The organism is Candidatus Nanosynbacter sp. HMT-352, from assembly GCF_022819365.1.
Taxonomy (GTDB): Bacteria; Patescibacteriota; Saccharimonadia; order Saccharimonadales; family Saccharimonadaceae; genus Nanosynbacter.
The window spans coordinates 364,813-389,249 of record NZ_CP089289.1; the positions used below are offsets into that span (position 1 = coordinate 364,813).

Here is a 24,437-nt window from a genome sequence, read left to right on the forward strand (position 1 = left end):
GGAGCAAATCGCGTGAAAATATTACCTCGAACAGTGCTGAAAATAGCTAGATTATACAAACTGGCGGACGACAATACGCCCGTCAAGGCGCTGCGTCGGCTGGAAATTCAAACGGACGAGTCGCACGTTTTTGCGGAATTTATTTTGAATAAGCAGCATTTTGTGCTGCTTTACGGCTCGATTATTGACGAAGAATCTATTGACGATCTATGGATGGAAAAACCAGATAATGCCGAGATTTTGCCGAATCCACTAGACCCAGAATTTATCGAAACGCCGTTCCAGGGAAAATATGTCATGATGTTCAAAATTTCGCCAACCAAAGTGCGCTTGGATATTTATTTATCGACCAAATTCGACACGACAATTTCTCGAAGTCTTTGGCAAAAATATATAAAAGCTGGATACGTTTCGGTCAATAATAAGGTTGTGACGACGCCAAAATTTGAGGTTGATGAAACTGATGAGATTGCGCTTAATTTGCCAGAAAAAGAGCAGGCGGACGTTGATTTGCCGATTTTATACGAAGATGATGATGTGATTGTCGTTAATAAACCAAGCGGGTTGCTGACACACGCAAAGGGCGGACTTTCTGACGAGCCGACGGTTGCGGAAATAATTCGCCCGAAGACTTCGTTTGCGACGGACACGGATCGTCCGGGAATTGTTCATAGGCTTGACCGCGACACTTCGGGGCTGTTGATTATCGCCAAAAACCCAGAATCTGCCGTGCACCTACAGAGGCAATTTGCCGAGCGAATTGCTAAGAAAACTTACATAGCGATAACCGACGGCAAGCCAAAGTTGAATGCCGCAAAGATTGATCTACCAATTGGTCGCAATCCTTCGGCGCCGAGCACGTTCCGCATAGATCCGAACGGGAAACCAGCTCAGACGACTTACCATGTTTTGGCGGAAAATGACACTCAGTCACTTGTGGAATTGAAGCCGACCACTGGTCGAACTCATCAATTACGCGTCCATTTGGCGCATCTGAATGCACCGATTCTTGGCGATCGAGTTTACGGAAAGTCTTCAGATTGTCGTATGATGTTGCATGCTCAAAAATTAGAGATAATTTTGCCGTCTGGCGAGAGAAAAGTTTTTGAAGCCGCAGTTCCTGACGAATTCAAGAAATTCTTCCCAGAGGATTTATAGATGTCTGAAGTGATTATATCCGCTCGAGACGCTCAAAAAATCAGCCAGATTTCATCGCAATTGCCTCACGCGCTTTTGGTGATTGCGGATTACGGGCTTGATGGACTAGGCGTGGCTCAAATTCTAGCAAAAAATAGTGATACTTTTCATCTGAAACCGCTTCCAGAAAAGCAGACCATATCTGTTGATCAAATTCGCGAACTCATCTCTACGCTCCGAACTTACACCATAAATCGTCGAGTTATTATCATTGACGAAGCTGATTTAATGACCGAGCCGTCGCAAAATGCATTCCTAAAAGCGCTGGAAGAACCGAATAAAAATACCAATTTTATCCTTGTCGCAAAAAACCCGAAGTTGATGCTCGACACTGTTAGATCTCGTTGTCAGACGTTGGCACTTCATAAAACGACATCCGCTCAGGATAAAGAACTGCTTGAAAAGTACAATTTAGACCCCGCCTCTAGCCAGCAAATTCTTTTCTTAGCTGCAGGGCGACCATTGTTGATTAAAGAATTGGCGGAAAATCCAGAAAAATTCGCCGAATATAGACAATTAGCCATCGATGCAAAGCAAATTTTAGCCACAAATCGAGAATACGACACGTTTAAGAATCTCGCCAAATACTTTTCTGACCGCCAAAAAGCGATATTACTTACGGACATTATAGTAAATATGATTCGCTTTCAATCTTTATCGCGCGGAATAAATCCGTCGCTTGAAGATCAACTTGAAAAAACCACCTCTGTTGCGAGCGCGTTAAAATCTAACGCCAACGTCAGGCTGGCGCTGACGCAACTTGTGATATAATAGTATAGATATGTTTGGATTACTCCTCATTCTGATTTTAATGATTTGGGCGATTTTTTATCATCCGTCAATCAAAGAAACTGGCGATTTGCCAACAAAGATTACTAATAAACTTGATCAGTTATGGGAAATTGCCCAGGAATCAATTCGTGAGAATAAATATTTGCGAGCGGAAAAAGCTCTGCTGACAATTTTACGAGTCGACGAGAAAAACGCCACGGCGTACAACCGCTTGGGGATTTTATATGCCAAGCAGCGCGCATACAAAGACGCCATCGAGTGTTTTGAGATTGCCCAGAGTTTGGAGCCAAGCGCTTCCAGCCTTCATAACGTCGGCTTAATTTACTACGAAACAGAGAATTATGAAAAGGCGTCGCTAGCATTCGAGCAAGCACTGGAGATGGAAGATGATTTGGCAGCACGCTACATCGCTTACGCTAAGGTTCAGGAAAAAATAGGGAACACGAAGAAGGTTATTAATGCATTGGAAAAGGCTGTCGAGTTAGAGCCGATTCCTCAGACGTTGAAGATTTTAGCGGAAGCATATGACAATGCCGGACAGGCTGAATTAGCTGAAGAATTACGCAAGAAAGCTACAAAAATGCTAACTCCGACGGCACCGTCAAAGAAAGCCGACGCGTCACGTCCACGCCAACAGCGCAAAATCCATCAACCACGAAAAATAGTTATGTAAACTCTTGTCACAGAGAGAAAAAATTGATAAAATAAATTCAGTTGCCGCTTTAGCTCAGTTGGCTAGAGCAACGGTTTTGTAAACCGTAGGTCCTCGGTTCGAGCCCGAGAAGCGGCTCCACATCACGCTGGAATCGTGTAGTGGCAATCACAGGAGACTGTAAATCTCCCGCCGTAAGGCTTCGTAGGTTCGAGTCCTACTTCCAGCACCAAGATTGAATCATCGTCGCCTTTTGAGGCGACTTTTTTGATAGCGTAAAGTAGCAATATTGACTTTTATAAGCATATGTGCTATTATATGGGTATGTTTGAATTTACAAAATCTATTCTGACATTATGGAATAGCGAAAAAAATCAACGATTGAAATTACAATACGCTTATATTATGTTAGCCATAATCGGGCTGGCCGTGGCGGGATTATTGACATTATTTAACGCTTCATCAGCGCACTTGGCGGCGTCAGCTTCAGGAATATTGTTTGTTACATTCTTAGTCAATAGCGTAGTGTGGGGAATAATAGAGGCATTTGTCACGCCGAAGCTACCAAAAGAAGCCGGTACGCCAGCCAAAAAATCCACTCGTAAAAAATAGCCCAGTTGATTAAACACGGCTTAATGTGCTAAAATTAAGCCTGTTACGCCGCGATAGCTCAGTTGGTAGAGCGCATCCATGGTAAGGATGAGGTCTCGGGTTCAAGCCCCGATCGTGGCTCCACATGAAACACGGATTCGCAGAAATGCGGATCTTTTTTATTCCGCCTTCATTAAGTTTATAAATTTAACTGGTTTTCCCTTTTCCCAATCCATAATAAAGACATACTTGCCATTATGCTTAAAATGGTTATTATTTTTGCACCCAGCACACTCACTCTTAATAATCTTTGGAGATTCGCCCCATAATTTGACCATAGGGGGGATTTCTTTTTCTATCACTTCATGGCGGCAACTCATCGGTATCACGTTTTTAATTCCATCCATCTGAAAAATGTTCCAAGAAATAATTTCCGCAACCCGTAATAACATTTCCATTTTTTCTTTTGATATTTTCCTGTCAAGATTTATCTTATCGTCAGGGAATTTGTCATTCCAGTAGTCGATGAAGGTATATAAAAGGTTCTCTCTGGCCAGCAGAAGATTATCACCTTGCCATTCATATCCGTAAGAGCATTGAAAAGCAACAACCGCCCATTCCAGCCATTCTTTCTTATCATTACAATACGAACCGACAACTTGAAGTTTACGGTCTAAAAATCCCACTCTGTCAGACAGTTTCAATACTTTTTTTCCGCTGGCGGCATTGTATCGGCCGACTATAAACGGCGCCTCACCACAGGTTATCTCCAGACGAAGTTCTTTGACGTAATCCTTCCAATTATTCTCATCCGCCGGCCAGTTTCCTGAGCTCCAGTCTATCTGCCTGTTCATTTGACTGACAATATTCTTTGGCGTAAAAACCTCAGCCTTATCCTTTGTGCGGCTTTTTTGCTCTTCCTTTGATTTAGCAATTCTGGGCTGTATTAAATACGTATTTGACCCAGTGATGTCTAAAATCGATATTTCTTGCTTTGGATTATGACCGACATAAGAGTCGGTAGCCCACAAAATATTATGCGATTTTCGCTTCGTCGTCCGCGTCCTATCCAACAAAAGAACATCCAACAAGTCGCCGTGGCGGCGAATGGTGTTCTCAAGGATATCAATAGCAGAGTCTGGCATGTAATTTTATTCCATTGGGCGAACTTTTTCTTCTATGAAGGCAATTTCTTTATCGCTTAGATCATATTTTTTATACAACTGCTTATCAACCTCTTCAATAGATTTCGACCAGTCGATATCTGAATTATTCGTAAAGTCCTGGAGTGGAACACATCTCCAGGTATCGGCGTTTACATTTTGAGTAACCTTTAGAACACTTAGTAGTGCCCTTGCAAACTTAGTTTTTACGTAGACCAAAACATTCTTTGCATGCTCTTCATTTTCAAATGCGCCAATTCCATAAAATGTATGTGTGTATCCACATTGAGGAGCAATAACAGTAGGATTTGTGACGATTTCGCCAAATTTACCGCTACCTTCCGCTTTTGGAAGTATTACCTTGTATTTAGTAATATTTTTAGCAGTACAATCTACATATTCGCTTTTAATATATTTTATTGTTCTTTTATTATTTATTACTCCATAAATTGTAATATCGCTAATATTTTGTCTATCATCATTGAACATTTTTAACTTTAGTACATTAGACGACATTCTTCTTTCCCTGTTTTGATATTCCGGATAGTCTGAAGTAAGCGCACCAAGATTAAATTTTGAACAAACATAAATAATATCACCTACATTTTTCTTAACTGAGTAAGATGATACTTTTTTTAAGATACTATTCAGTTCAGGGAATATAGTAAAATGTTTAATAGTACCAAATTTTTTACTAGTATCTCTATACGTTATTGACACTCCCCCCTTGATGTCTGTATTAGGAAATATATCTTTACCGTCATTATAGTATTCAAGCACACTAAGATGCTCGTCATTTAACATTTTTTCGTTCCATTCCTTTGGTGTTTGTCCGGCATTAAACAAGAATCGAGCTGGCGTGATTAGAATAGCTTTATCCGCTATGGCATAGGCGGCACTCATGAAGTTATGATATACCGGAAGTGCATAATGACTGGCTCCCTGTTGGCCTCCTTGATACGGCGGATTTCCAACTACTGCTGTAAATTTCATATTTAACGTCTCTCCCTTTTTAAACGCGTCAGTTAAATCTAATTGCTTAAGATTACTATCATCAATGCCTGAAAATGTCCCGTAAATATATTTACGTGCGATATTGTAGATAATATTCGTTGGCGCAAACCCATAAAGCTGTTTCTCAAGGATGTGTTTTACTCTTTCCGACTTATCTGGTATTTTACTCTCAAGTCCTCTGTTTAACCTCTTTGCTATTTCTGTAAGGTATAGACCACTCTTTACATATAAATCCGCAAATGTCGCATTTGGATCTTCAAATATGCCAGGATTATTTTCTTCCAACAAATCAAGCATTTTATTTACAACTATCCTTGGTGTAAAAATCTGATTTGTTTTTAATGGGCGAATGTAAGAGAAAATGTCTTCTTTGGCGCCAGGGGAAAGGTAATCCGCAATTTCCTGTCGCTTCTCCTCAAACTCTCGAATGGCGGCGTTAAATGTATAGCGATCAAAAAATCCTTCAAATGTTTCGCCGGTTTCTGGATTTGTCCATGGGCCGCGAATTTTACGGAAATCGTCTTTTGTAAATGGTTCGCTGTCTTTTTCTGTAAATAATTCCTCAAAATCCTTGTCAGAAACGGTATCCTCGATGTTATCTAACGTGATTTTATCTACATCTGTGCTGGCAGCCATAATGAATGAAGGAATAGCGCGAGTAAATGTGCGCAATTTCCTCCTAATTTGGTCCATTTCAGACTTTTCTTCTTTTTCGTAATTATCCTCTTCTTTATGAATGACGGTATCGTTAGGGAGATCTTTCTCAATGATATTCGCCAGGCTATCCGCTAACTTATCCTGAGCTATTCTGTCTGCTATATCGCCAGACACAAACTCTTCTGCCGCTTCTTTGACCTTTTCACGGAGCCCATTTTTAATACTGTCAAGCTCTGCCTTTGAAGGAGAATAGAAATCTTTATATTTCCCAAGGATTTCAGATATTTCAGGCATGCAGTCAGCGGTAATTTTTTCAACAATCTCGTCCGCCTCCATATCCGAATCAACCGCAGACAACACAATATCCTGCATTCTTGAAGTGTAAACCTTATTACCGAGCAGCTTATCCTTATTTACAGATATTCTGTGATCTCGATTCTTTTTACGATCTGGATCGTGCTGAACTTCTTCACTTTTAGTCTGCTTATCAGTATCGCTAGTTGAAGGAGCCTTATTTAATGCTGCAATCACCTCAGAAGGGATGTTAAAGACATTGTTAATGTTTACAAATAACAAATTAGTAACAAAACCGCGGTTAACGACCTCCTTCGCGACGATGGCTTTAGGGAAAGTCAAAACTTGCTCTGCATCCAATTCGATCATCTTACCAGATTCATCTTCCGCCAAGACAGGGAAGTAGTTCAGTAATTCTGCTACGTTCTGCTCTCTGATTTTTTCTGTAGCTTCACCTCTGGCTACGTCCGCCAATAGACTGTTGGCGAACTTGTCATAAACTTTAAGCACGCGATTCGGCGAGAAATCAAAGACGTAAGCCGACTTTTTACGACAGAGATTGCCATTATTATCTATAAATTCATACGGATTCTGAGAACGGAATATTGCCTGCATATACAGCGACTCAGATTTAATATCAGACAACATAAGCACAGCAGACCACTCTTTAATGGTAACTCCAGTTGTCAATTGTCCGACAGATAAAGTTATGGTGCGATCATTCTCCTTGATAGCCTTCTTAACCCTGCTCAAGGCTTTCTCGTTAGCTGCAGTATCCTTCATTTCATCTTCAGATGAATTATTGTCAGACCGAGAAGACCTTCCATTGCCCGCGGCAAGCACTATTTTATATTCACTAAATACTGGGTGATGGCGCAACATTTTCTCCATAGCCTTCGCTGAAGCAACACGGTTTCCTACCAACCAAAACGTGTGCTTTAACTGGTCTCTTAATTCAGGAGTCGAGAATGGATATTTTTCATTTGAAGTTAATTGATTTAAGAATGTTGAAATATCATTCTCATGAACGAACTTGCCACTTGTGTCTGTTGCAAACATCTCATTCAGCTCAAAAGCATAATCGATATTTTCATCATCCATCTCCATGCCTTTTTCAAGCCGATCAGAGATAATATCGGACATCTTGTAGGTAAATAACCTCATATCTGGCAAATTGACATGATCACCCGAATCGTCCAGATTTTTCAATTCTTCCTGCTTAGCTTTTTGCTCATCAATATAAGTCCAGTTGAATATCTGATTATCCTTAAAATGTCCATCCGCTATCGCCTTAAAAGGCGTTCCAGATAAGTGCAGCGTGAACCTGCGTTTAATTTTTCCAAAAGCTTCATTAGTCCTATCTGTATCAACACCTTCATGAGCCTCATCTATAATTAACAAATCCCAATTAAGATCCGCCACCCATTTTAATTTATTGTGTGGTCCACCAAAAACTTTACCACCCTTTAAGTCCTGTAGACTTAAGAAAGTTATCTGTTTATCCTCACTTGATGAATTGGCTTTATTGAGAAAATCATACCTAGACAAAGTTTCACGCTCTTTCAATGAATCCGCAGTCGAAATAAAATAATATCCGTCAATAAATTTATCGAAATCATCAAACCACGAATTAGCGATTGCTGGACGATTAGTAACTATCAAAACATTCTTAGCATCGAATTTTTTTGCAAAATCGTAAGAAGAGAGAGTTTTACCAAAACGCGGTTTTGCGTTCCATAAAAATTCCGCTTCTTTATTTGGCGAAGAAAAATCTGTAGTCTGGTGAGATTCTGCATAAGCAAGGGTTTGAGAAACGGCACGTTCTTGCTCCTTTCTCAACTTATACGGACTTTTCTCGGAAGATCGACTGAATAAATTGCCATTAGCGTAATCATCAAACAATTCTTTAGATTTTTCTGGCGTACCATTGAAGTAAAACCACTCTTCACCTAATCCGCCATCGTCCTGTTTTTTACTCTTCTTGATTCCATTCTTTATGTAATATTTGTGAAGATCTTTGTCCTTGAAGAATTCGTGAGTTGCGTTAGAAAAAGAACTAGCACTCCACAATTTCTCATATCGCAATTTTACAGCCGCAGTCTTAGTCTGTTCTAATATTCGCGAATCAACGTCTTTACGTTCTGTATATCCGACTTTTTGCCAACCTTTATTTGCTGGAATATCTGGCAGAGTATAAGAGTATATTTGAGGATAAATCCTCTTTGTGGTTTTTATTATTTTCTTATCATCATTCATAAATATCCTCCGCAGTCACTAAGTGAGTAACCTTTCTGATAATTATACTATAAAACAGTCGCCAAAAACTTAGCTGAACGACATAATCTTAATAAAAAATCTGATATGAGTCTAGCATTTTCACTTCACCCATGCTATAATTAGTCAAGACGTTTTATAAAATCTAACGAGTAAAGAGATGGCAAAGAAGAATACGAAACGAAAGCTGATTGGTTTGGTGAGTAACTTGAGCAACCACCGAACTTACTATACTACTGTTAACACCCAGAACCGCACCACAAAAGGTCAGGGTAAATTGACACTACGTAAGTACGACCCAATTGCAAAGCAGCACGCTACTTACACCGAGACTAAGAAAAACCTTGGTCGTAACGAAGTTAAAGCTCGTAAAAGCTAATTTAACAGGATTATGCAGAAACTCCCTCGCGTTCAGAGGGAGTTTTTATTTGGCAATAATGTCTGACTATTTCCTCAATCGAGACTTCATATCACGAATGGTATTCATATAGTAAAGAAAAGCGTCGTATGGCGAATCATACGGACTAAAATAAGCGTGGACATCGCCGTCGGTAAAATTCTTCGTTCCCATGTAATAGAAGTGGTCTGAAGTTTGCAATTTTCGCCAATCGCTAATTAAACCTTCGTCTTTGCTATTCAAGACCTCATCTTCAAGCTCATAAACATATCGCAAAGCTTCTTTCTGTAGGCTGTTTCCGTTCCAAGCCGTCAAATCCCGCTCGGCGTCCGCCCACGTTACCGGCGACGGCATACTTATTTCACCGGCAGGCGCATTCGCGTCCAGTGCTTCGCTAACGGTATAGAAAGTATTGCCATCAGCACTCAGCCATTTATCAACAAAGTTCTCAAAGAAGCCGAAAATCCCAGATTCCGCCCATTGATGTTCACCGAAAGTTTCATAGTCCATGAACAAGTTAAGTAGTGGCGCGTAACGGACAGAATCTTCCACCCACGTATTAAACTTGTCCGCAGTCAACGGCCATTCATTCCATTTTCGATCGCTAAACCTAAACGCCAAATCATCACTCAATCGATAATTCTTAAGTAGTAATCCAATCTTCTTCGTGCCTCTCGGGCGATATACATAATTCGGACTGCGCCAATTCAGAATCGGATCCCAGCCTTCAGCCAGCACACCCTTAAAACCATCCTGCTCAGCCCATTTTGCCAAGTCATCGCTATATGCCAATTCTGTATTTGCTAAAACTCGAGTTTCCGCACCAAAAATCTCGCGAATCTTCCAGCGATGAAGCTCAACTTGACGCTCGAATTCCTTGCGCGAATAGAAAAACGCCAGACTGTGATGATATGGACTTGATAAGATTTCTACTTGACCAGTTTTTACTAAGCGCTTGAAACTTTCCAAAACTTCAGGATTAAACCTTTCGGCTTGCTCTAAAAACGTTCCACTAAAACTCAGTGAAATCTTAAAATCAGGATATTTTTTCAATAATTTTTCAAGTAAAGCATTCATCGGCAAATACGACTTTTCTGCAACTTTTTGGAATATTTTTTGATTGTCCTGATCTGGATTTTGACCGCCAGAGAAATAATTATGCTTCCAAGCCACGTCAAATATACTATACTCGCGTATTCGCCACGGTTGGTGCACGTGTAGATATAAAACTATTCCTTTATTTTTATTCATGCCAGCGCTCCTTTATACAGTTTCAGACATTTTCTAGCGGCATCCTGCCAGGAAATTCTCGCGTATTCATTCTTAACGTTTTTCTTCAGAGATTTCTGTAAGGCAGGCGATTCAGCGACATTAACAATTTCATCCGCCAATTTATTCACATCCCAATAATCAAACCGCATAATATTATTCAGAACCTCACCAACGCCGGATTGACGACTAATAAGTAACGCGGTATCATGGTGTGCCGCCTCCAAAGCAGTTAAACCAAATGGCTCAGAAACCGAACTCATCACAAAAACATCAATCAAACAGTAAATATCTCGCCACTGTTTTCCGCGCACAAATCCCGTAAAAATCATCTTATCGCTAATCCCTAAATCTGCCGCCAGCTCAATCAGTTCATCTCTCTGCTCGCCATTTCCGGATAAAACAAAAACAATTTTCTCATATTTCTCAAGCGCCTTCGCTGCGGCTCGCACAAAATACGTCAAACCTTTCTGAACCGTAAGTCGCGTCAACGCGCCAACAACCGTATAGCCATCCTTTTTCAACTCCTCCAAATATCTGTAAGTGCCGGCGTCGTACTCGTGTGGCGGCAAATCAGCCAAATCAATCGCGTTATAAACCACCTCAATTTTCTCTGACGGAATGTGATAATTCTTAACAATTATTTCCTTCGTGATTTCACTAACGGCGATTATCCGATCAGCCATCAACAAGCCTTGTTGCTCAATTTCGTGAACCAGAGGATTCCCGGACTGCTCGCCAGAACGGTCAAATTCCGTCGCGTGAACGTGCACAATTAGCGGTGCGCCCGTCATTTCCTTAGCAATTATTCCAGCTTCCATCGTCAACCAATCATGCGCGTGAATCGCGTCAGGCTGATGATTTTTCACAAACTTCCGAACATATTTACCGTAACGCCTCTGTACAGCGCGCATCGGCGAAAGACCATATTCGTCCTTAGCGTTTTCACGGTCTTCCTCCGAACCGTTATTATACGCACCCAAATCGTGATAATTCGGCGGCAAAGGAGTGGCTGAATATATATTCATATAGTCGATTCCGGGATGCTCGGCGGTGTAGGGGATGATAAAGTCGATATCAACACCCTCCGAAGCAAGCGCTTTCGACATCTGATAGCAAGCAACGCCAAGTCCGCCACTATTGTGCGGAGGAAGTTCCCACCCAAGCATTAAAATTTTCATCTCTGAGTTAATTGTAGAACTACGCTTATGTTTTTTCAAGGGATTTTGGGATCTTTTTCACGAGTTTTTATTTTTCACAATTTTAACATTTGCAACAAAGCTAATTCGTGATAAAATGATTACTATAGGAGTGTAGCTCAGGTGGCTAGAGCACTGGTCTCCAAAACCAGGTGTCGGGGGTTCGAGTCCCTCCACTCCTGCCAAGATTCTCGCTTGAAAGAGAATCTTTTTTATTAGTCAAAAATCTGCTATAATTTCTCAATATGAAACCTCTATCACCTTCATCTCCGCACATCATCGCCATGGTTGGTGCGCCAGGTTCAGGGAAGACGCAATTCGCTGTAGAGTTTGCGAAGATTTTCAATTCTCCAGTAGTAAGCTCTCGACAATTTGAAGTTTTTACGGACAATACAAAAACCATTTCTGACGCAACATTGTCACTTTTGGAAGAATTTTTGAAGACTAAACAAACTGTCATTTTGGACGGATCAACGGATCAGCGCACGAATCGTATGCGTATCAATCGCCTCGCCAGGGAATATGGATATAAAGTCCTATTTGTTTGGGTGCAAACCGATCCCGCCACAGCCAAACATCGCTGGATAAAGACTTACGGCGGAAATGACGAATCTTTTGAACGACGATTGAAGCAGTTTTCAGCGCCGCACAGCAGTGAGTCTTATATCGTGATCAGTGGTCGACACACCTTAAGTAGCCAGGCTCGCACCGTTCTTAAGCAAATTGGCGCCAGTCGCCCAGAAGCTCCACGCCGCCCAATTGCCGGAAATCGCATTAACATAGGTTAACCATGACAATTATTACCGACGAAGAATTCGGAGAAATTGTCGTTAAAAAACGTAGCTTAGCGAAGACTGTTAGTTTGAAAATTGCGCCAGACGGACGAATACAAGTTACAATGCCGCCATATGCGCCACTGTTGGCTGCAAAGGCATTGATTAAAACCTCTCGAAAGCAAATCCACGAATTAGTTTCTCAATACCGAGAAAAACTTTCTTATACGGAGAATCAGCAGATCGGCAAAAGCCATCATTTATTGATACAAACGACTACGAAACCTTCAAGCGTGAAAATCGTCGGAACACAGATATTAGCAGAAATAAATGAAGCAGAATCCGTCGAATCGGCCGCAAACCAACAACTTATTCGCAGTAAAATTCTGATCGCACTTAGAAAAGAAGCCAAGTCATATCTGCCGAGGCGATTGTCGTTTTTAGCGGAAGAACACGGCTTTTCTTTTGCTCGGAGTAAAATCACACACTCATCAAGTCGCTGGGGAAGCTGCTCTTCATCTGGAACGATTAGCTTGAACATCGGGATGATGAACTTGCCATTTGAGCTAATTGATTACGTAATTATTCATGAGTTATGCCACACCAGGCATATGAATCACTCGACGAAATTCTGGGACGAAGTTGCCAAATTTGACCCGCATTATAAAATGCACCGAAATGAATTGAAAAAATATTCGCCATACATATAGAAACGCATATGCTTATGTTATACTTTAGCTATGTGGGCGCTAATTTTTCTATTGATTACTCTGAGTGTTGTTTTAGGTGTTATAGCTATTGTTTTACATAAAATATTGTCGGAAATTAGCGATAAATCTGATTATAAAAATGATAAAAAAAGCCTTAGTGAACATCAAAGAATGATCACGCTTATCAATAACATCACCGACGCGATTCTCAGTACGGACGAACACGGAATTATCAATACGTACAATTCTGCAGCGCTTAATTTGATTGATACGAACAGCGGAATTAACGGCGAACATATCAGTCAAGTGCTGAACCTTGAAACGACAGATAGAAAGCCGATTGACATTTTTAAGGAACTCACCAAGTCTTCCGCAATTCGCCAGCGCGACGACATTCTGATGAAAATCGAAGATGGCGATTATATTCGCCTGGAAGTTACACTTGCGCCAGTTCAAGGCGGCGACAAGATGACGCCGGACGGATATGTGCTTATTTTGCGCGACATCACGAAGACGAAGAGTCTCGAAGAGGAGCGCGATGAATTTATTAGTGTAGTTAGTCACGAATTACGCACACCAATTGCTATTGCTGAAGGTTCGCTGAGCAACGCCAAATTGCTGGTCGAACGTAAAATGACTAGCAAAATTCCCGAAGCCATTGACGAATCCCATAAGCAAATTTTATTCTTAGCGCGAATGATCAACGACCTCAGTACGTTATCACGCGCCGAGCGAGGTGTGGCTGATGAAACAGAAATAATCGACGTGACAGAGTTGGCGGCTCAGATAAATTCAGAATATTCACCTCAGGCGAGCGAAAAAGGTTTGGCTTTCAATTTGGATATCGGCGGACGGCTTGGCGTAGTTAAAGTTTCTCGTCTATATCTGGAGGAAATTCTCCAAAACTTCATTACCAACGCCATTCGATATACACAAAAAGGCTCCATCACTTTATCCATCAAGAAAAATAAATCTGGCGAAATCACCTTCAAGGTTATTGACACGGGAATTGGCGTTAGCAAAGCTGACATAGCAAAAATTTTCGACAAGTTTTACCGCGCAGAAGATTATAGAACCCGCGAGACGAAAGGCACGGGATTAGGTCTATACGTTTCCGCTAAGTTGGCGAAGAAATTGGGCTGCAAAATTGAGGTAGAAAGCCGGTTAAACCACGGATCGACGTTCGGATTCAAGCTGAAAGAGTTCAAAAATAATGACAAATAATATTCGGTCAACTTGTTTTTTTGACTCGGATGAATTACAATGACTATTGACAGTCTGTGAAAAACAGACTTTTTAAATTGGGAGAAAATATGGCACAGAAAGGCAAGGCAAGCAGCAAAACTACGGTTCGTCGAATCAAGGCTACTGACGACGCGCCAAAAAAAGAAAAAGCTGTAGCGAAAAAAATCAATAAACCAACAAAAATCACCACAAAAACACCTAAAAAATCTGGCGAAAAAGGTGGATTGATTGGATATTTCAAGGGAGCTTGGGAAGAGTTGAAGCTAGTTCGCTGGCCAACCCGCTCAGCAACTTGGGCAATGACAGCGGCGGTGCTTATATTCACCTTTGTTTTTGTCGTTCTGATTTTATTACTTGACGCCGCATTCAACTGGGGCTTTAACCAAATTTTGAAATAGAGGAGAGATTATGAGTTCAAAACGATATGACGACAGTAAGCAATGGTATGCAATTCATACCTATTCTGGCTACGAAGAAAAAGTTGCTGAATCAATTCGCCAACGAATCAACGGCGTTGATATGGCTGATAAGATTTTTGACGTTATCGTGCCAAAGGAGAAGCAAATTCAAATTCGTAACGGTAAGCGTAAAATTGTTGAAGCTAAGATCTTCCAGGGCTATGTCTTGGTTGAGATGAAATTGACCGACGAAACTTGGTACATCATCCGCAACACGCCAGGCGTTACAGGATTTGTGGGCGCCGACACCACACCAACTCCAGTTTCTGAAAAAGAGATTGCGAAGATTAAGAAGCGAATGGGCGTTGAAGAGCCAAAGCACCAGATTGACTTCTCAGAGGGCGAAGTTGTTTCAATTATCGACGGTCCGTTCAAGGGCTTTGATGGCGCCGTGAGCGAAATTGACGCATCTAAGGGAACTTTGAAGGTTATGGTCAGTATGTTTGGTCGTGACACTCCAGTCGAGTTGGACGCTCTGCAGGTTAAAAAAGTTTAGCTTGCAATTTTAAGCATTTTTCGATATAATATTCGAGTTACGCACTACAAACTATAAGGAAGAACTATGGCAAAGAAAATCATTGGTAATTTGAAATTACGCATTCCAGCCGGTCGAGCAACAGCAGGTCCTCCAGTGGGATCAACGCTTGGTCAGTGGGGACTAAACATGATGGACTTTATCAATCCATTTAATGACGCTACAAAAGACATGATGGGTAAGGACGTAATTGTTCACATTCAAGTTTACGAAGACCGAACATTTACTTGGAACTCACTTGGTCAACCAGTTGACGATATGATTCGTGAGAAAGCTGGCATCCAAAAGGGTAGCGGCAAGCCACACTCAGACAAGGTCGGTAAGATTACTCGCGCACAATTGCAAGAAATCGCTGAGGCGAAAAAAGACCAATTGAACGCAATCGACATTGAAGGCGCAATGAAAGTTATCGCCGGATCAGCACGCTCAATGGGAGTTGAAGTCGTCGACTAATCTACAGAACTTTTAGCAAATAGCCCCGGACTTCTCGGGGTTATTTTATGGTAAAATAAATGATTGTGAAGAATATTTTAGACGACAGTGTAATTTCCGCGCTCCAGAATGAGCAATTGATAATTGCTAAAACTGACACGATTTACGGAATATTAGCCGCTGCCAATTCAGAAAAAGCCGTCGAGAGATTATACGAAGTTAAGCGGCGCCCCTTGGATGAACCCGTTATTATTTTGGTTGCGGATATTGATGACATTCCCAATCTCACGCCGTCGATCAAATGCAAATATCAAGAAATCTCCAAAAATAGACCAACAACAATCGTCACCAAAGTGAGTCCTAATTTTCTGCCACATCTTCCGAGGAACGGCGAAACATTAGCATTCAGAGTCGTGCCAGAATCTCCGTTGGCGGAGTTAATTCGAATCGTTGGTCTTTTGGTCGCGCCCAGTGCAAATCCATCAGGAGAAGAACCGGCAAAGAACGTCACCGAAGCGATAAATTATTTCCACGAATTAGTGCCGATTTATGTCGATTCTGGAGAAGTCGCCGACGCTCAACCATCACAAATTGTCCGAATCAACGAGGGTGGGGAAATTGAGTTTTTAAGAAGATAATCCTCAAAAAATCGCCAAATAAAAAAAGACTTCCTCTGAGCTACAAGGAAGTCTTTTTGCGTGAGTTACTTCACAAACGGATGCGCAATTTCCAAATCTGGACGCTTTTCCGCAATTCTCAGCAGCTCGTTATACTTAGCAATTCGCTCTGAACGCGACATCGAGCCAGTCTTAATTTGACCCGTGCCCAGACCAACCGCCAAATGAGAAATCGTTACGTCCTCCGTCTCGCCAGATCGGTGGCTCATCACTGTATTCCAACCAGCATTCTTAGCCATCAAAACAGCCTGAATTGTCTCAGTCAATGTGCCAATTTGGTTCGGCTTGATTAAGATCGCATTGCCAGCCTTTTCTTCGATTCCGCGCTTCAATCGCTCGACATTCGTCACCAAAAGATCATCGCCAACCAATTGCGCAAAATTGCCCAAATCAGCCGTCATTTTCTCCCAATCTTCCCAAGCTTCTTCGTTCAATCCATCTTCAATCGAGAGAACAGGGACGCGTTCCAACAGGGCTTTATACGTGCGAATCATTTCGTCAGCCGACAGAATTCGATGTTCGGTCGCCAAGTTATATTTGCCGTCCTTATAAAGCTCGCTCGCTGCAACGTCCAGCGCAAAACCAAAGTCCACGCCTAATTTATAGCCAGCCTGCTCGATGGCGCGAGATAGCAACAAAATAGGCTCCATATTGCCATTCCTGACATGAGGAGCGTAACCGCCTTCATCGCCAACCGTTGTAGGATAACCTTCGTCTTTCAGGATTTTTGCCAACGCGTGAAAAACTTCCGCACTCATTCGAACCGCGTCCGCAAAAGTTGCCGCGCTAGTCGGGATAATCATATATTCCTGAAAATCAGTCGCGCCCAACGCATGTTGACCACCGTTCATTACGTTGATCATCGGCATCGGCAGGCACATTGCAGGATTTCCAGCCAAGCTATTGACATATTGATACAACTCCACGCCACGCGACTTAGCAGCGGCTTTCGCTGCAGCCAGCGACACCGCCAAAATCGCATTAGCACCCAAACGCGCCTTATTCGGCGTACCGTCCAGACTCTTCATTTTTTCATCAATTGCAGCCTGATCAAATGGATTAGAGCCTTTCAAAGCCTGTGCAATCTCACCGTTGACATTTTCGGCCGCACGAAGCACGCCTTTACCACCGAACGCCAACTCGCCGTCCCGAAGCTCAACAGCCTCGAAAGAGCCAGTGCTTGCGCCAGACGGAACAGCCGCACGACCGAACGAACCGTCACTCAAAGTCACGTCCGCCTCAACCGTCGGATTTCCACGCGAATCTAAAATTTGCCTTGCTTGTATGTTTGTAATTGTTATATCCATAATTACTATTTTATCAAAAACAGCAATTATATGTTAATCTTTATTTCCCTCCAGATCGCGCTGTATTATCACCGGCTCACCAATTTGAGTTTCACCCAATCCTGAATAAAACACCTTCGGACTATCACACATAGCGACGTTCACAAACCGATAACCATCAGACGCCCTAAGAGCTAAAGGTCCTCTGCATTCTTTGGTTATAGTAGAAATATGTCTCTGTGTTTCTGCTATTTTTTCGCTTAATCCGCCCAATTTACCGCCAGCTATTTTACAAGCGTAGTCAATAACTCCTTCAGACACTCTTTCGCCAGTAAGTACGTCAACTACTACAATTTCCTCCTCTTTCGCCGACGCCATTCTCAGGAGTTCGCCTACCGCTTTCTTATATTCAGCCAATTCAAGTAGTGCCGCCATTACTCTCGGGCAAGATTCACATTGTGGCGGAATGATTATAGCGTCTTCCTTTTCCCAAGACGAAGTAATTCCACTTACTATTTCCTCAAAATTATCATCTGGACTACTTAAAACTTCACTCATAGTATAAATATTGTACAATTCTTCTCCATAAAATCAAACATTTGCCTCATTCTCTGAAAATATGGTATAATTTCAACATTATCAATCAATGTTGGGAGGCTGATTTGTTAAGATGACAAATTGCCGTTCGTACCACAGAAAGGATTTTTATGGCAAAGAAAGCCGAGTTGCTAGAAAAAGCAGCAGAACTAAAATTAGAAGTCAGTGAGAAAAACACAATCGCTGAAATCGAAGCAGCAATTGCAGAAGCTACAGACGCAAGCAAATCTCACGACAACAAAGACAAAGACGTTGTTGCTGAGCGCGAAGCTACTGTCGCTAAGTCTGGCAAACGTAGCCAAAAAGCTCTTGACGAAGCTGCTGAAAAAGCAGAGAAGGAAGCTCGCAAGGAAGCTGGCGACACTACTCCACAATCAGACGACGCCGAAGCTCACGTAAAGAAAGGTCCAAAGCCAGTTACTCGTCCACGCTTGGAGCGCCGCGGTAAAAAATATCAAGACGCTGCAAAAAACGTTGAAAAGAACAAATTGTACAGCTTAGACGAGGCTTTGAAATTGGCTACTGAAACCAGCCCAGTCAAGTTCGACGCTAGCGTTGAAATCCACATCCGCCTAGGTGTTGACCCACGCCAAGCCGACCAAAACATTCGCTCAACCGTAGCATTGCCACACGGTACAGGTAAGGATGTTCGCGTTGCTGTTTTCGCACCAGAATCAGAACACGCTGCCGCTAAAAAAGCTGGCGCCGATATCATCGGTGATGAAGAATTCCTAAGCCAATTAGACAAGGAAGAATTGAACTTCGACATTTTGGTCGCAACTCCACAGTACATGCCAAAGCTTGGTAAATACGCACGTTTGCTTGGCCCGCGCGGTTTGATGCCAAATCCAAAGTCTGGCACCGTTGCTACCGACGTCGCTAAAGCCGTTTCTGAAGCAAAAGCCGGAAAAGTTGAATACCGCGTTGATAAGCAAGCCATTGTTCACTTGTCAATCGGTAAGGTGTCATTCGGCGCTGAAAAATTGTCAGAAAACGCACGCGCATTCTTAACCAGTTTGAACTCCCAGAAGCCATCCAGCTTAAAGGGCGTTTACGTTAAGAGCGTTGCAATTGCCACAACTATGGGCCCTGGCATTAAAGTAGAGAACTCTCTGTAATCTTTATATTTCAGGCAATTAAATCCCGTCGATTCTGGCGGGATTTTTGCGTTACTATTGCATTTTTCATTTTTTATGATAAAATAGTAAAGTCCACCTAGATGGCTGATGTTCAGAGCTTCTGATTTCCAGCCTAGCGCTGGATAAGAACCTTAACATCTGCTATCTAAAGTTTTCACGAGAGAAAGGATGGCGCGATGAGCCGTCACACCAAGACTCCACTGAGAGTCTCAATGCTGGCAATTCTTGTCGGCATTATCGGAATGCTCCTCTTCGGAGGAGCATCGTACGCCACCAACGAGGCACAGTCCTCGTCTGGTATCGAAGTGGCGTCTACCGCCACTACCGGTCACCAGATGACCGCCGAAATCACCCGGGTAACCTCTTCCGGCACTCACGTCACGTCTTCCGTCCGCGTGGACGGTACGTGGGCGACGGAAAAACTTGAGATCGGACAGAGTTTCTCTGTCCATGCTAACGTAGATCTCAAATGGGCCACCAATTTCCCGTTTGTCCTCGACGGAGGAGAACGGATTGGTGACTGCACGGTTGATAATACCGCCCTCACCTGCACCGTTGACACGGTGCCCGACACCATGGTCAACAAGACAAATGTCACAGGACATTGGTGGTCGGCAGCCCGAATTCAGGAAAGTGCGGTCGGTAAGACCACCGCAGAGTTTATCCTGGAGGGCAAGACGTCGACAGTCACGTTCGGTGATAGCAACGGCGATGGTACATGCGATAGGGACTGCGGTCCTGTGCATTACCCCTACGCAAGTATCGACAACTTCAAGGCGGGATGGGTCAATCCTGACAACACCGTCTCTTGGATGATCAGCTGGGTCACCACGCCTGGCACTGAGTACACAATTCACGACGAGAGCACCCGTCTCTCGAATGTTGTCTCGTGCTCTACGGATGAGACGTGGAACCCGAAGACCGTTATCAAGGTCACGGCTACTCAGGTTAACAACGAGACCATCAAGATGATGGCTCCCGAGGGATCGAAGGTCTGTGTGACCTACACCCCCGATCCGGTGAACCCTGATGGCGCAAAGGCGGTCACGAATGTGGCTACCGTCAATGGCGTCCGCTATGAGAAGACGGTCGAGATCAAGGCTGATGGAGGGACCGACGGAGACGGCACGACGCCTGCTCCTCAGCCTACACCCACTCCCTCTGTGACCCCGACCCCGGCACCGAGTCCGACTCCAACCGCGACTCCGACCCCGGAGCCGACACCGTCGACACCTAGTGTGACACCGGAACCGACTCCGAGTCCGAGCCCATCGACGACTCCTGAACCGAGTCCGTCGGCACCAAGCCCGGCACCGAGCCCGACCCCGTCGGCACCCACGCCGAGCACGACCCCGTCGGTGACTCCGACTCCGAGTCCGAGCACAACGCCTACTCGTAGGCCTGTACCGCTCCCCACTCCCGTTATTGAACGGTATAAGGAGCCTACGCCCTCGGCTATCCCCACACCAGCACCCCAGCACAAGAAGCTGGCGGTCACTGGTGCTACCGGGAGCGCGATCGCCGGCGCGGTCGCGCTAGCGGCCCTCGGGGGTCTCGCTCTTTGGGCGCGTCGCCGCCAGGCAGCGCGCTCGAAGGACTAGTCCTTCTCGTCGAGGGGTGTTAGTTTAATCGACTAGCACCCCTCGACAGAGAACTCAGATACAGAAAGATACAGAGAGGAGGTTCGCCCGCCCGCTCCACCACGGAGCGGGCTTTCTCTTTGATTAGATATAGACGCCTATTGATTTTATTACGTTATTATTGTAAAATAATCGGCTGGAAAATAATTGCCATAACTCTTGTTTTTCGTTGTCATTTCTGCTACAATAGTCTGGAACATTACCAAAGACAGTGGCGACTTGACGTAAAACAAGTGTAAAAATGCCACCGAGGGATGAAACTAACAGTTTTATTTGACGTCTTTGGTAGTGCGAGAATCAAAGACGTTTTTTGATTCTCCATTACCGCACGTTAACAAATTGGCACATAACAAATTAACTCAATCAAAGAAAGGATTTTTATGGCAATTTCACGCGATAAAAAACAAACTTTGGTTGCTGAACTGACAGAGCTATTAAAAGACGCTAAGGGTACAGCTTTTGCTCGATATCAAACCCTTACCGTTGCCGACCTACAAGAACTACGCAAGGCAGCTCGCGAAGCGGGCGTTACTATCAAGGTTGTTAAAAACCGATTGGTACGCGTAGCTCTTCAGGAAATCGACACTTACAAAGAAACCGACACCAGCTTATTGGTTGGTCAATTGGTTTACGCCGTAAGTAGCGAAGATGAAGTTATGCCAGCAAAGGTATTGGACACGTTTGCAAAAACGCATCCAGCACTACAACTTGCAGGTGGCTTCTCAGGCGAAGGCTTGGCAATTAGCGAAGCTGACGTTAAAGCATTGGCAGGCCTACCAAGCAAAGACCAACTCGTTGCTCAAGTGGTATCACAATTGCTATCACCAGTACACGACACAGTCAACGCGCTTGGCGGCAATTTGCACGGACTTTTGGACGGCATCGAAGCCAAAGCTACTGCTTAAGTTTAGCAATCAACACTAGTAACGTTGCAATCATCGCAACAATATAATAATAAAGGAGAATATCAATGGCTGATATTAAGAAATTGGCTGAAGAACTTGTAAAATTGACAGTTCTAGAAGTTAACGAATTGAAAAATCATCTTAAAGAAGAATACGGCATCGAGCCAGCTGCTGCAGCTGTCGCTGTTGCTGGTCCAGCTGCTGGTGGTGACGCCGCTGCTGCTGACGAAAAAACTGAGTTCACAGTTACTTTGAAAGACGCTGGTTCTCAGAAGGTTGCAGTCATCAAGGCTGTTAAGGAAATCACTGGCCTAGGTCTAGGTGAAGCAAAAGCTATCGTTGACGGCGCTCCAGCACCAGTCAAGGAAAAAGTTTCTAAAGACGAAGCTGAAGCTGCAAAGAAAACTTTGGAAGACGCTGGCGCTACTGTCGAGCTTTCATAATTTGTTATATAACGCCAATTTGTTTCGTTTAATCACCGTCCGCTCTGGGCGGTGATTTTTATGTCGCCAATCTTAATATCACGAACCGCACATCATTTTCAAGAGTAAAATTTGCAACACTTTTTTATTCATATCTTATAGTGCTGTGGAAAATTGGATAAAAATAGATAACGCGACTTGATATAAATGTAAGGATATGCTATATATTAGTTAAGTATTATAAAAAATAGACAAAGGAATTGCGAGAACCATGTCTGAATTACCAGAAAAGCAAATTAAGCGTCTGAGGACACTTATTCAAGAGGCGGAGACCAATTTAGCTGCCGCAAAAGAATTATTGATTAGTATTATCGGCGACGATGGACAAGTTGTCACACCAAAAACTTCGTCAGATGATGTAACAGGAAAGATTATCGAAGGCGTATTTGACGGCCAGATGATGCTTAGCCCAGACGGCAAAAATTACCCAATCCCAGCCAACTACGCTTCAAAGTCGAAGCTGGTTGAAGGTGACCTGATGAAATTGACAATCGCTGAAGACGGCAGCTTTATCTATAAGCAAATCGGTCCTGTACCACGAAAGCAAGTTATCGGAACACTTGTCCAGCACGACGGAATTTACTATGTCGAGGCTTCCGGCCGCGAATATCGTATTTTGCTTGCTAGCGTAACTTACTTCCGAATTAACGTCGGCGACCAAGTTACAATCATCATCCCTGAAGACAACCCTGACGCAACTTGGGCTGCTGTCGAAGCTGCATTGTAAATATTATGCTATCGAGCGAATTTCTGCTCAGTTACGCCAGTTTTAATACTGACAATAAGCCATTCGTCGAATGTCAAGTTGACGGTAAAATTGAGCGTTATGAATTATTTGGACAAGATTTATCTCTTGAGTTCGATTTTTCTGTTAAATATTGCGCGGGTTGGGTGGACTTTGAGAATCACTGCAGCCAAATTTGTCCAGATCAAGCCGCAGTTGATGAAAAGTATGAAAATTGCTTAAAATGCCGCGACAGAACTGGCTTTAACCCAGCATTTTACAACGCCAGTTCGGTTTCCGTCCAACAAGAAAAAATCAATCAAAATCCGCACTTTGTTTACTTGGCATACTTCGCACCGAACGTCATAAAAGTTGGAATCTCGCAAGAAGAGCGCGGAATTCGGAGATTATTAGAGCAGGGAGCGCGATTAGCCATAAAATTAGAAACATTTTCTTCGGCATTGATCGCCAGACAATACGAGGCGAAAATTTCTAAGCTGGACGGAATAATTGAAACTCTGCCAGTTCACAAAAAGATGGAATTGATAAAACAACCTTTTGACCGTGCAGCCGGCGAAAGGAAATTGCGACAAAAATTACTTGAAATTGAACAGAAAATTGGCGTGTCGTTTCCGAAATCCGAACTAATTCCTTGTGAAGATTATTTTCAAACCGCTGGCGTTGATTTGTCACGTGTCGTTTTAATGAAAGATTGCGGTCAATTGGTCGGGCATGTACGCAGCGTCATCGGCTCAATTGTCATCACTGATTACGACGGTCAGCTGCTGGCTTACAATATCAAAAAGCTTATTGGCTATCGGGCGCAAAAAGTTGACGGAGAAATTGAGCTAGATTTACCAACCGAGCAATTAACGTTATTTTAAGACCTTATTTTTACAATATATTTTTGATGAAATAGCTTGAAATTTTACTCTATTATTGATATATATATATAAATCAAACTTTCACAGTAAAGGAGACTACCAATGAGCTTAACTACAATATTATTAAATACTTCAATAGTACTAGCACGATACTTGCCATACATCTTGGGAACGGTGACTCTAATTACATCAATATTCATCCTTAAGAAAGAAAAAAATAGCAAGAAGTCTAAGGCTCTGCTGTTAACTTGCATAATTACTGCCATTATCACAATAATAATCGTATTTATGCGATCTCGAATACTCGGAAATCACATTTGTTAACGTCTACTACGGCGGCAGGTTTAGTAACATCCCCGGTGATAGTCATGGTCATGTCAGAGCCACTGGCGGTCCGCTCGGCGAGAATATCGTCTATTAGAGACTGCCTGAGAGCGAGGGTGGTCAGGTT

General features: G+C 43.0%; 24 protein-coding genes, 4 tRNA genes and 1 other annotated feature. Of the genes, 22 read left to right on the top strand and 6 right to left on the bottom strand.

The features are described 5' to 3' along the window. The first annotated feature begins 12 nt into the window (after positions 1-12). The 7 genes from LRM49_RS01995 (at position 13) to LRM49_RS02025 (ending at position 3,376) form a co-directional block, all read left to right on the top strand. Positions 13-1,158: an RluA family pseudouridine synthase gene (locus tag LRM49_RS01995; protein WP_243778162.1), complete on the top strand. Its 1,146-nt coding sequence runs from the start codon at positions 13-15 to the stop codon at positions 1,156-1,158. Continuing rightward, positions 1,159-1,968 carry an AAA family ATPase gene (locus tag LRM49_RS02000; RefSeq protein ID WP_243778163.1) on the top strand — a complete coding sequence of 270 codons (810 nt, stop codon included), beginning with the start codon at positions 1,159-1,161 and terminating at the stop codon, positions 1,966-1,968. It begins immediately after the preceding gene. Positions 1,969-1,978: 10 nt separating this feature from the next. Then, positions 1,979-2,662 carry a tetratricopeptide repeat protein gene (locus LRM49_RS02005; RefSeq protein ID WP_243777578.1) on the top strand — a complete coding sequence of 228 codons (684 nt, stop codon included), beginning with the start codon at positions 1,979-1,981 and terminating at the stop codon, positions 2,660-2,662. 43 nt (positions 2,663-2,705) lie between these two features. Next, positions 2,706-2,782: transfer RNA gene (locus LRM49_RS02010), tRNA-Thr, on the top strand. Positions 2,783-2,788: 6 nt separating this feature from the next. Next, positions 2,789-2,873: transfer RNA gene (locus tag LRM49_RS02015), tRNA-Tyr, on the top strand. A 92-nt stretch (positions 2,874-2,965) separates the two neighbouring features. Then, complete coding sequence (locus LRM49_RS02020) at positions 2,966-3,253, top strand: hypothetical protein (RefSeq protein WP_243777579.1); 288 nt, start codon at positions 2,966-2,968, stop codon at positions 3,251-3,253. Between the two features lie 47 nt (positions 3,254-3,300). Beyond that, a tRNA-Thr gene (locus LRM49_RS02025) sits at positions 3,301-3,376 on the top strand. A 35-nt stretch (positions 3,377-3,411) separates the two neighbouring features. Here LRM49_RS02025 and LRM49_RS02030 read toward each other — a convergent pair. Together LRM49_RS02030 and LRM49_RS02035 are read right to left on the bottom strand one after the other, a co-directional pair. Beyond that, on the bottom strand, positions 3,412-4,377 hold the full coding sequence (locus LRM49_RS02030; RefSeq protein WP_243777580.1) for a hypothetical protein: 966 nt from the start codon (positions 4,375-4,377) through the stop codon (positions 3,412-3,414). 6 nt (positions 4,378-4,383) lie between these two features. Beyond that, positions 4,384-8,616 carry an Eco57I restriction-modification methylase domain-containing protein gene (locus LRM49_RS02035; protein WP_243777581.1) on the bottom strand — a complete coding sequence of 1,411 codons (4,233 nt, stop codon included), beginning with the start codon at positions 8,614-8,616 and terminating at the stop codon, positions 4,384-4,386. Between the two features lie 178 nt (positions 8,617-8,794). On the opposite strand from LRM49_RS02035, the gene rpmG reads away from it, so the two are divergent. Beyond that, positions 8,795-9,013 (top strand): 50S ribosomal protein L33, encoded by a 219-nt coding sequence (rpmG, locus tag LRM49_RS02040; RefSeq protein ID WP_129632843.1) that lies wholly within the window; start codon positions 8,795-8,797, stop codon positions 9,011-9,013. Positions 9,014-9,079: 66 nt separating this feature from the next. On the opposite strand, the gene LRM49_RS02045 is transcribed toward rpmG, so the two are convergent. After that, positions 9,080-10,282, bottom strand: coding sequence for a glycoside hydrolase family 57 protein (locus LRM49_RS02045; protein ID WP_243777582.1), 1,203 nt, complete (start codon positions 10,280-10,282; stop codon positions 9,080-9,082). Further along, positions 10,279-11,481: a glycosyltransferase family 4 protein gene (locus LRM49_RS02050; RefSeq protein WP_243777583.1), complete on the bottom strand. Its 1,203-nt coding sequence runs from the start codon at positions 11,479-11,481 to the stop codon at positions 10,279-10,281. Before LRM49_RS02050 ends, LRM49_RS02045 begins: the two co-directional genes overlap by 4 nt. A 126-nt stretch (positions 11,482-11,607) precedes the next feature. Between LRM49_RS02050 and LRM49_RS02055 the strand changes: the two genes are divergently transcribed. From LRM49_RS02055 to LRM49_RS02090, 8 genes are all read left to right on the top strand, one after another. Next, a tRNA-Trp gene (locus tag LRM49_RS02055) sits at positions 11,608-11,684 on the top strand. Between the two features lie 60 nt (positions 11,685-11,744). Continuing rightward, a complete protein-coding gene (locus LRM49_RS02060) occupies positions 11,745-12,287 on the top strand; it encodes a P-loop nucleotide/nucleoside kinase family protein (RefSeq protein WP_243777584.1) in 543 nt (180 codons plus the stop codon). A gap of 2 nt (positions 12,288-12,289) precedes the next feature. Next, positions 12,290-12,982, top strand: a complete 693-nt coding sequence (locus LRM49_RS02065; protein ID WP_243777585.1) for a YgjP family zinc-dependent metalloprotease — start codon at positions 12,290-12,292, stop codon at positions 12,980-12,982. Positions 12,983-13,012: 30 nt separating this feature from the next. Next, positions 13,013-14,206 (top strand): sensor histidine kinase, encoded by a 1,194-nt coding sequence (locus tag LRM49_RS02070; RefSeq protein ID WP_243777586.1) that lies wholly within the window; start codon positions 13,013-13,015, stop codon positions 14,204-14,206. An 89-nt stretch (positions 14,207-14,295) separates the two neighbouring features. Next, positions 14,296-14,625: a preprotein translocase subunit SecE gene (gene secE, locus LRM49_RS02075; RefSeq protein WP_243777587.1), complete on the top strand. Its 330-nt coding sequence runs from the start codon at positions 14,296-14,298 to the stop codon at positions 14,623-14,625. 10 nt (positions 14,626-14,635) lie between these two features. After that, positions 14,636-15,181, top strand: a complete 546-nt coding sequence (gene nusG / locus LRM49_RS02080; RefSeq protein ID WP_129632621.1) for a transcription termination/antitermination protein NusG — start codon at positions 14,636-14,638, stop codon at positions 15,179-15,181. Between the two features lie 66 nt (positions 15,182-15,247). Next, complete coding sequence (gene rplK / locus LRM49_RS02085; protein WP_129632624.1) at positions 15,248-15,673, top strand: 50S ribosomal protein L11; 426 nt, start codon at positions 15,248-15,250, stop codon at positions 15,671-15,673. Between the two features lie 65 nt (positions 15,674-15,738). Beyond that, positions 15,739-16,290, top strand: coding sequence for an L-threonylcarbamoyladenylate synthase (locus tag LRM49_RS02090; protein WP_243777588.1), 552 nt, complete (start codon positions 15,739-15,741; stop codon positions 16,288-16,290). Between the two features lie 65 nt (positions 16,291-16,355). On the opposite strand, the gene eno is transcribed toward LRM49_RS02090, so the two are convergent. Continuing rightward, entirely contained in the window at positions 16,356-17,636 is a 1,281-nt protein-coding gene (eno, locus tag LRM49_RS02095; protein WP_243777589.1) for a phosphopyruvate hydratase, read from the bottom strand. Positions 17,637-17,669: 33 nt separating this feature from the next. Continuing rightward, a complete protein-coding gene (locus LRM49_RS02100) occupies positions 17,670-18,173 on the bottom strand; it encodes a hypothetical protein (RefSeq protein ID WP_243777590.1) in 504 nt (167 codons plus the stop codon). Positions 18,174-18,643: 470 nt separating this feature from the next. On the opposite strand from LRM49_RS02100, the gene rplA reads away from it, so the two are divergent. From rplA to LRM49_RS02130, 6 genes are all read left to right on the top strand, one after another. After that, positions 18,644-19,330 (top strand): 50S ribosomal protein L1, encoded by a 687-nt coding sequence (gene rplA / locus LRM49_RS02105; RefSeq protein WP_129632827.1) that lies wholly within the window; start codon positions 18,644-18,646, stop codon positions 19,328-19,330. Between the two features lie 233 nt (positions 19,331-19,563). Then, entirely contained in the window at positions 19,564-20,952 is a 1,389-nt protein-coding gene (locus tag LRM49_RS02110) for a hypothetical protein (RefSeq protein ID WP_243777591.1), read from the top strand. Between the two features lie 223 nt (positions 20,953-21,175). Beyond that, positions 21,176-21,312 (top strand) — a sequence feature (ribosomal protein L10 leader region). 59 nt (positions 21,313-21,371) lie between these two features. Then, positions 21,372-21,896 carry a 50S ribosomal protein L10 gene (rplJ, locus tag LRM49_RS02115; RefSeq protein ID WP_243777592.1) on the top strand — a complete coding sequence of 175 codons (525 nt, stop codon included), beginning with the start codon at positions 21,372-21,374 and terminating at the stop codon, positions 21,894-21,896. A gap of 65 nt (positions 21,897-21,961) precedes the next feature. Then, positions 21,962-22,339: a 50S ribosomal protein L7/L12 gene (gene rplL / locus LRM49_RS02120; protein WP_129632638.1), complete on the top strand. Its 378-nt coding sequence runs from the start codon at positions 21,962-21,964 to the stop codon at positions 22,337-22,339. A gap of 250 nt (positions 22,340-22,589) precedes the next feature. Further along, positions 22,590-23,105 carry a hypothetical protein gene (locus LRM49_RS02125; RefSeq protein WP_243777593.1) on the top strand — a complete coding sequence of 172 codons (516 nt, stop codon included), beginning with the start codon at positions 22,590-22,592 and terminating at the stop codon, positions 23,103-23,105. Between the two features lie 5 nt (positions 23,106-23,110). After that, complete coding sequence (locus tag LRM49_RS02130) at positions 23,111-23,986, top strand: DUF2797 domain-containing protein (protein ID WP_243777594.1); 876 nt, start codon at positions 23,111-23,113, stop codon at positions 23,984-23,986. The last annotated feature ends 451 nt before the right edge of the window (positions 23,987-24,437 follow it).

Excerpts from the sequence above, each read along its gene's own strand:
- LRM49_RS02005 (WP_243777578.1), top strand. The coding sequence starts at position 1,979 with ATGTTTGGATTACTCCTCATTCTGATTTTAATGATTTGGGCGATTTTT.
- LRM49_RS02110 (WP_243777591.1), top strand. The coding sequence starts at position 19,564 with ATGCTGGCAATTCTTGTCGGCATTATCGGAATGCTCCTCTTCGGAGGA.
- LRM49_RS02130 (WP_243777594.1), top strand. The coding sequence starts at position 23,111 with ATGCTATCGAGCGAATTTCTGCTCAGTTACGCCAGTTTTAATACTGAC.
- eno (WP_243777589.1), bottom strand. The coding sequence starts at position 17,636 with ATGGATATAACAATTACAAACATACAAGCAAGGCAAATTTTAGATTCG.
- LRM49_RS02070 (WP_243777586.1), top strand. The coding sequence starts at position 13,013 with ATGTGGGCGCTAATTTTTCTATTGATTACTCTGAGTGTTGTTTTAGGT.
- rplL (WP_129632638.1), top strand. The coding sequence starts at position 21,962 with ATGGCTGATATTAAGAAATTGGCTGAAGAACTTGTAAAATTGACAGTT.
- LRM49_RS02020 (WP_243777579.1), top strand. The coding sequence starts at position 2,966 with ATGTTTGAATTTACAAAATCTATTCTGACATTATGGAATAGCGAAAAA.
- secE (WP_243777587.1), top strand. The coding sequence starts at position 14,296 with ATGGCACAGAAAGGCAAGGCAAGCAGCAAAACTACGGTTCGTCGAATC.
- rplK (WP_129632624.1), top strand. The coding sequence starts at position 15,248 with ATGGCAAAGAAAATCATTGGTAATTTGAAATTACGCATTCCAGCCGGT.
- rpmG (WP_129632843.1), top strand. The coding sequence starts at position 8,795 with ATGGCAAAGAAGAATACGAAACGAAAGCTGATTGGTTTGGTGAGTAAC.
- rplJ (WP_243777592.1), top strand. The coding sequence starts at position 21,372 with ATGGCAATTTCACGCGATAAAAAACAAACTTTGGTTGCTGAACTGACA.
- LRM49_RS02060 (WP_243777584.1), top strand. The coding sequence starts at position 11,745 with ATGAAACCTCTATCACCTTCATCTCCGCACATCATCGCCATGGTTGGT.
- LRM49_RS02125 (WP_243777593.1), top strand. The coding sequence starts at position 22,590 with ATGTCTGAATTACCAGAAAAGCAAATTAAGCGTCTGAGGACACTTATT.
- LRM49_RS02035 (WP_243777581.1), bottom strand. The coding sequence starts at position 8,616 with ATGAATGATGATAAGAAAATAATAAAAACCACAAAGAGGATTTATCCT.
- nusG (WP_129632621.1), top strand. The coding sequence starts at position 14,636 with ATGAGTTCAAAACGATATGACGACAGTAAGCAATGGTATGCAATTCAT.
- LRM49_RS02045 (WP_243777582.1), bottom strand. The coding sequence starts at position 10,282 with ATGAATAAAAATAAAGGAATAGTTTTATATCTACACGTGCACCAACCG.
- LRM49_RS02050 (WP_243777583.1), bottom strand. The coding sequence starts at position 11,481 with ATGAAAATTTTAATGCTTGGGTGGGAACTTCCTCCGCACAATAGTGGC.
- LRM49_RS02000 (WP_243778163.1), top strand. The coding sequence starts at position 1,159 with ATGTCTGAAGTGATTATATCCGCTCGAGACGCTCAAAAAATCAGCCAG.
- LRM49_RS02030 (WP_243777580.1), bottom strand. The coding sequence starts at position 4,377 with ATGCCAGACTCTGCTATTGATATCCTTGAGAACACCATTCGCCGCCAC.
- LRM49_RS02100 (WP_243777590.1), bottom strand. The coding sequence starts at position 18,173 with ATGAGTGAAGTTTTAAGTAGTCCAGATGATAATTTTGAGGAAATAGTA.
- LRM49_RS02065 (WP_243777585.1), top strand. The coding sequence starts at position 12,290 with ATGACAATTATTACCGACGAAGAATTCGGAGAAATTGTCGTTAAAAAA.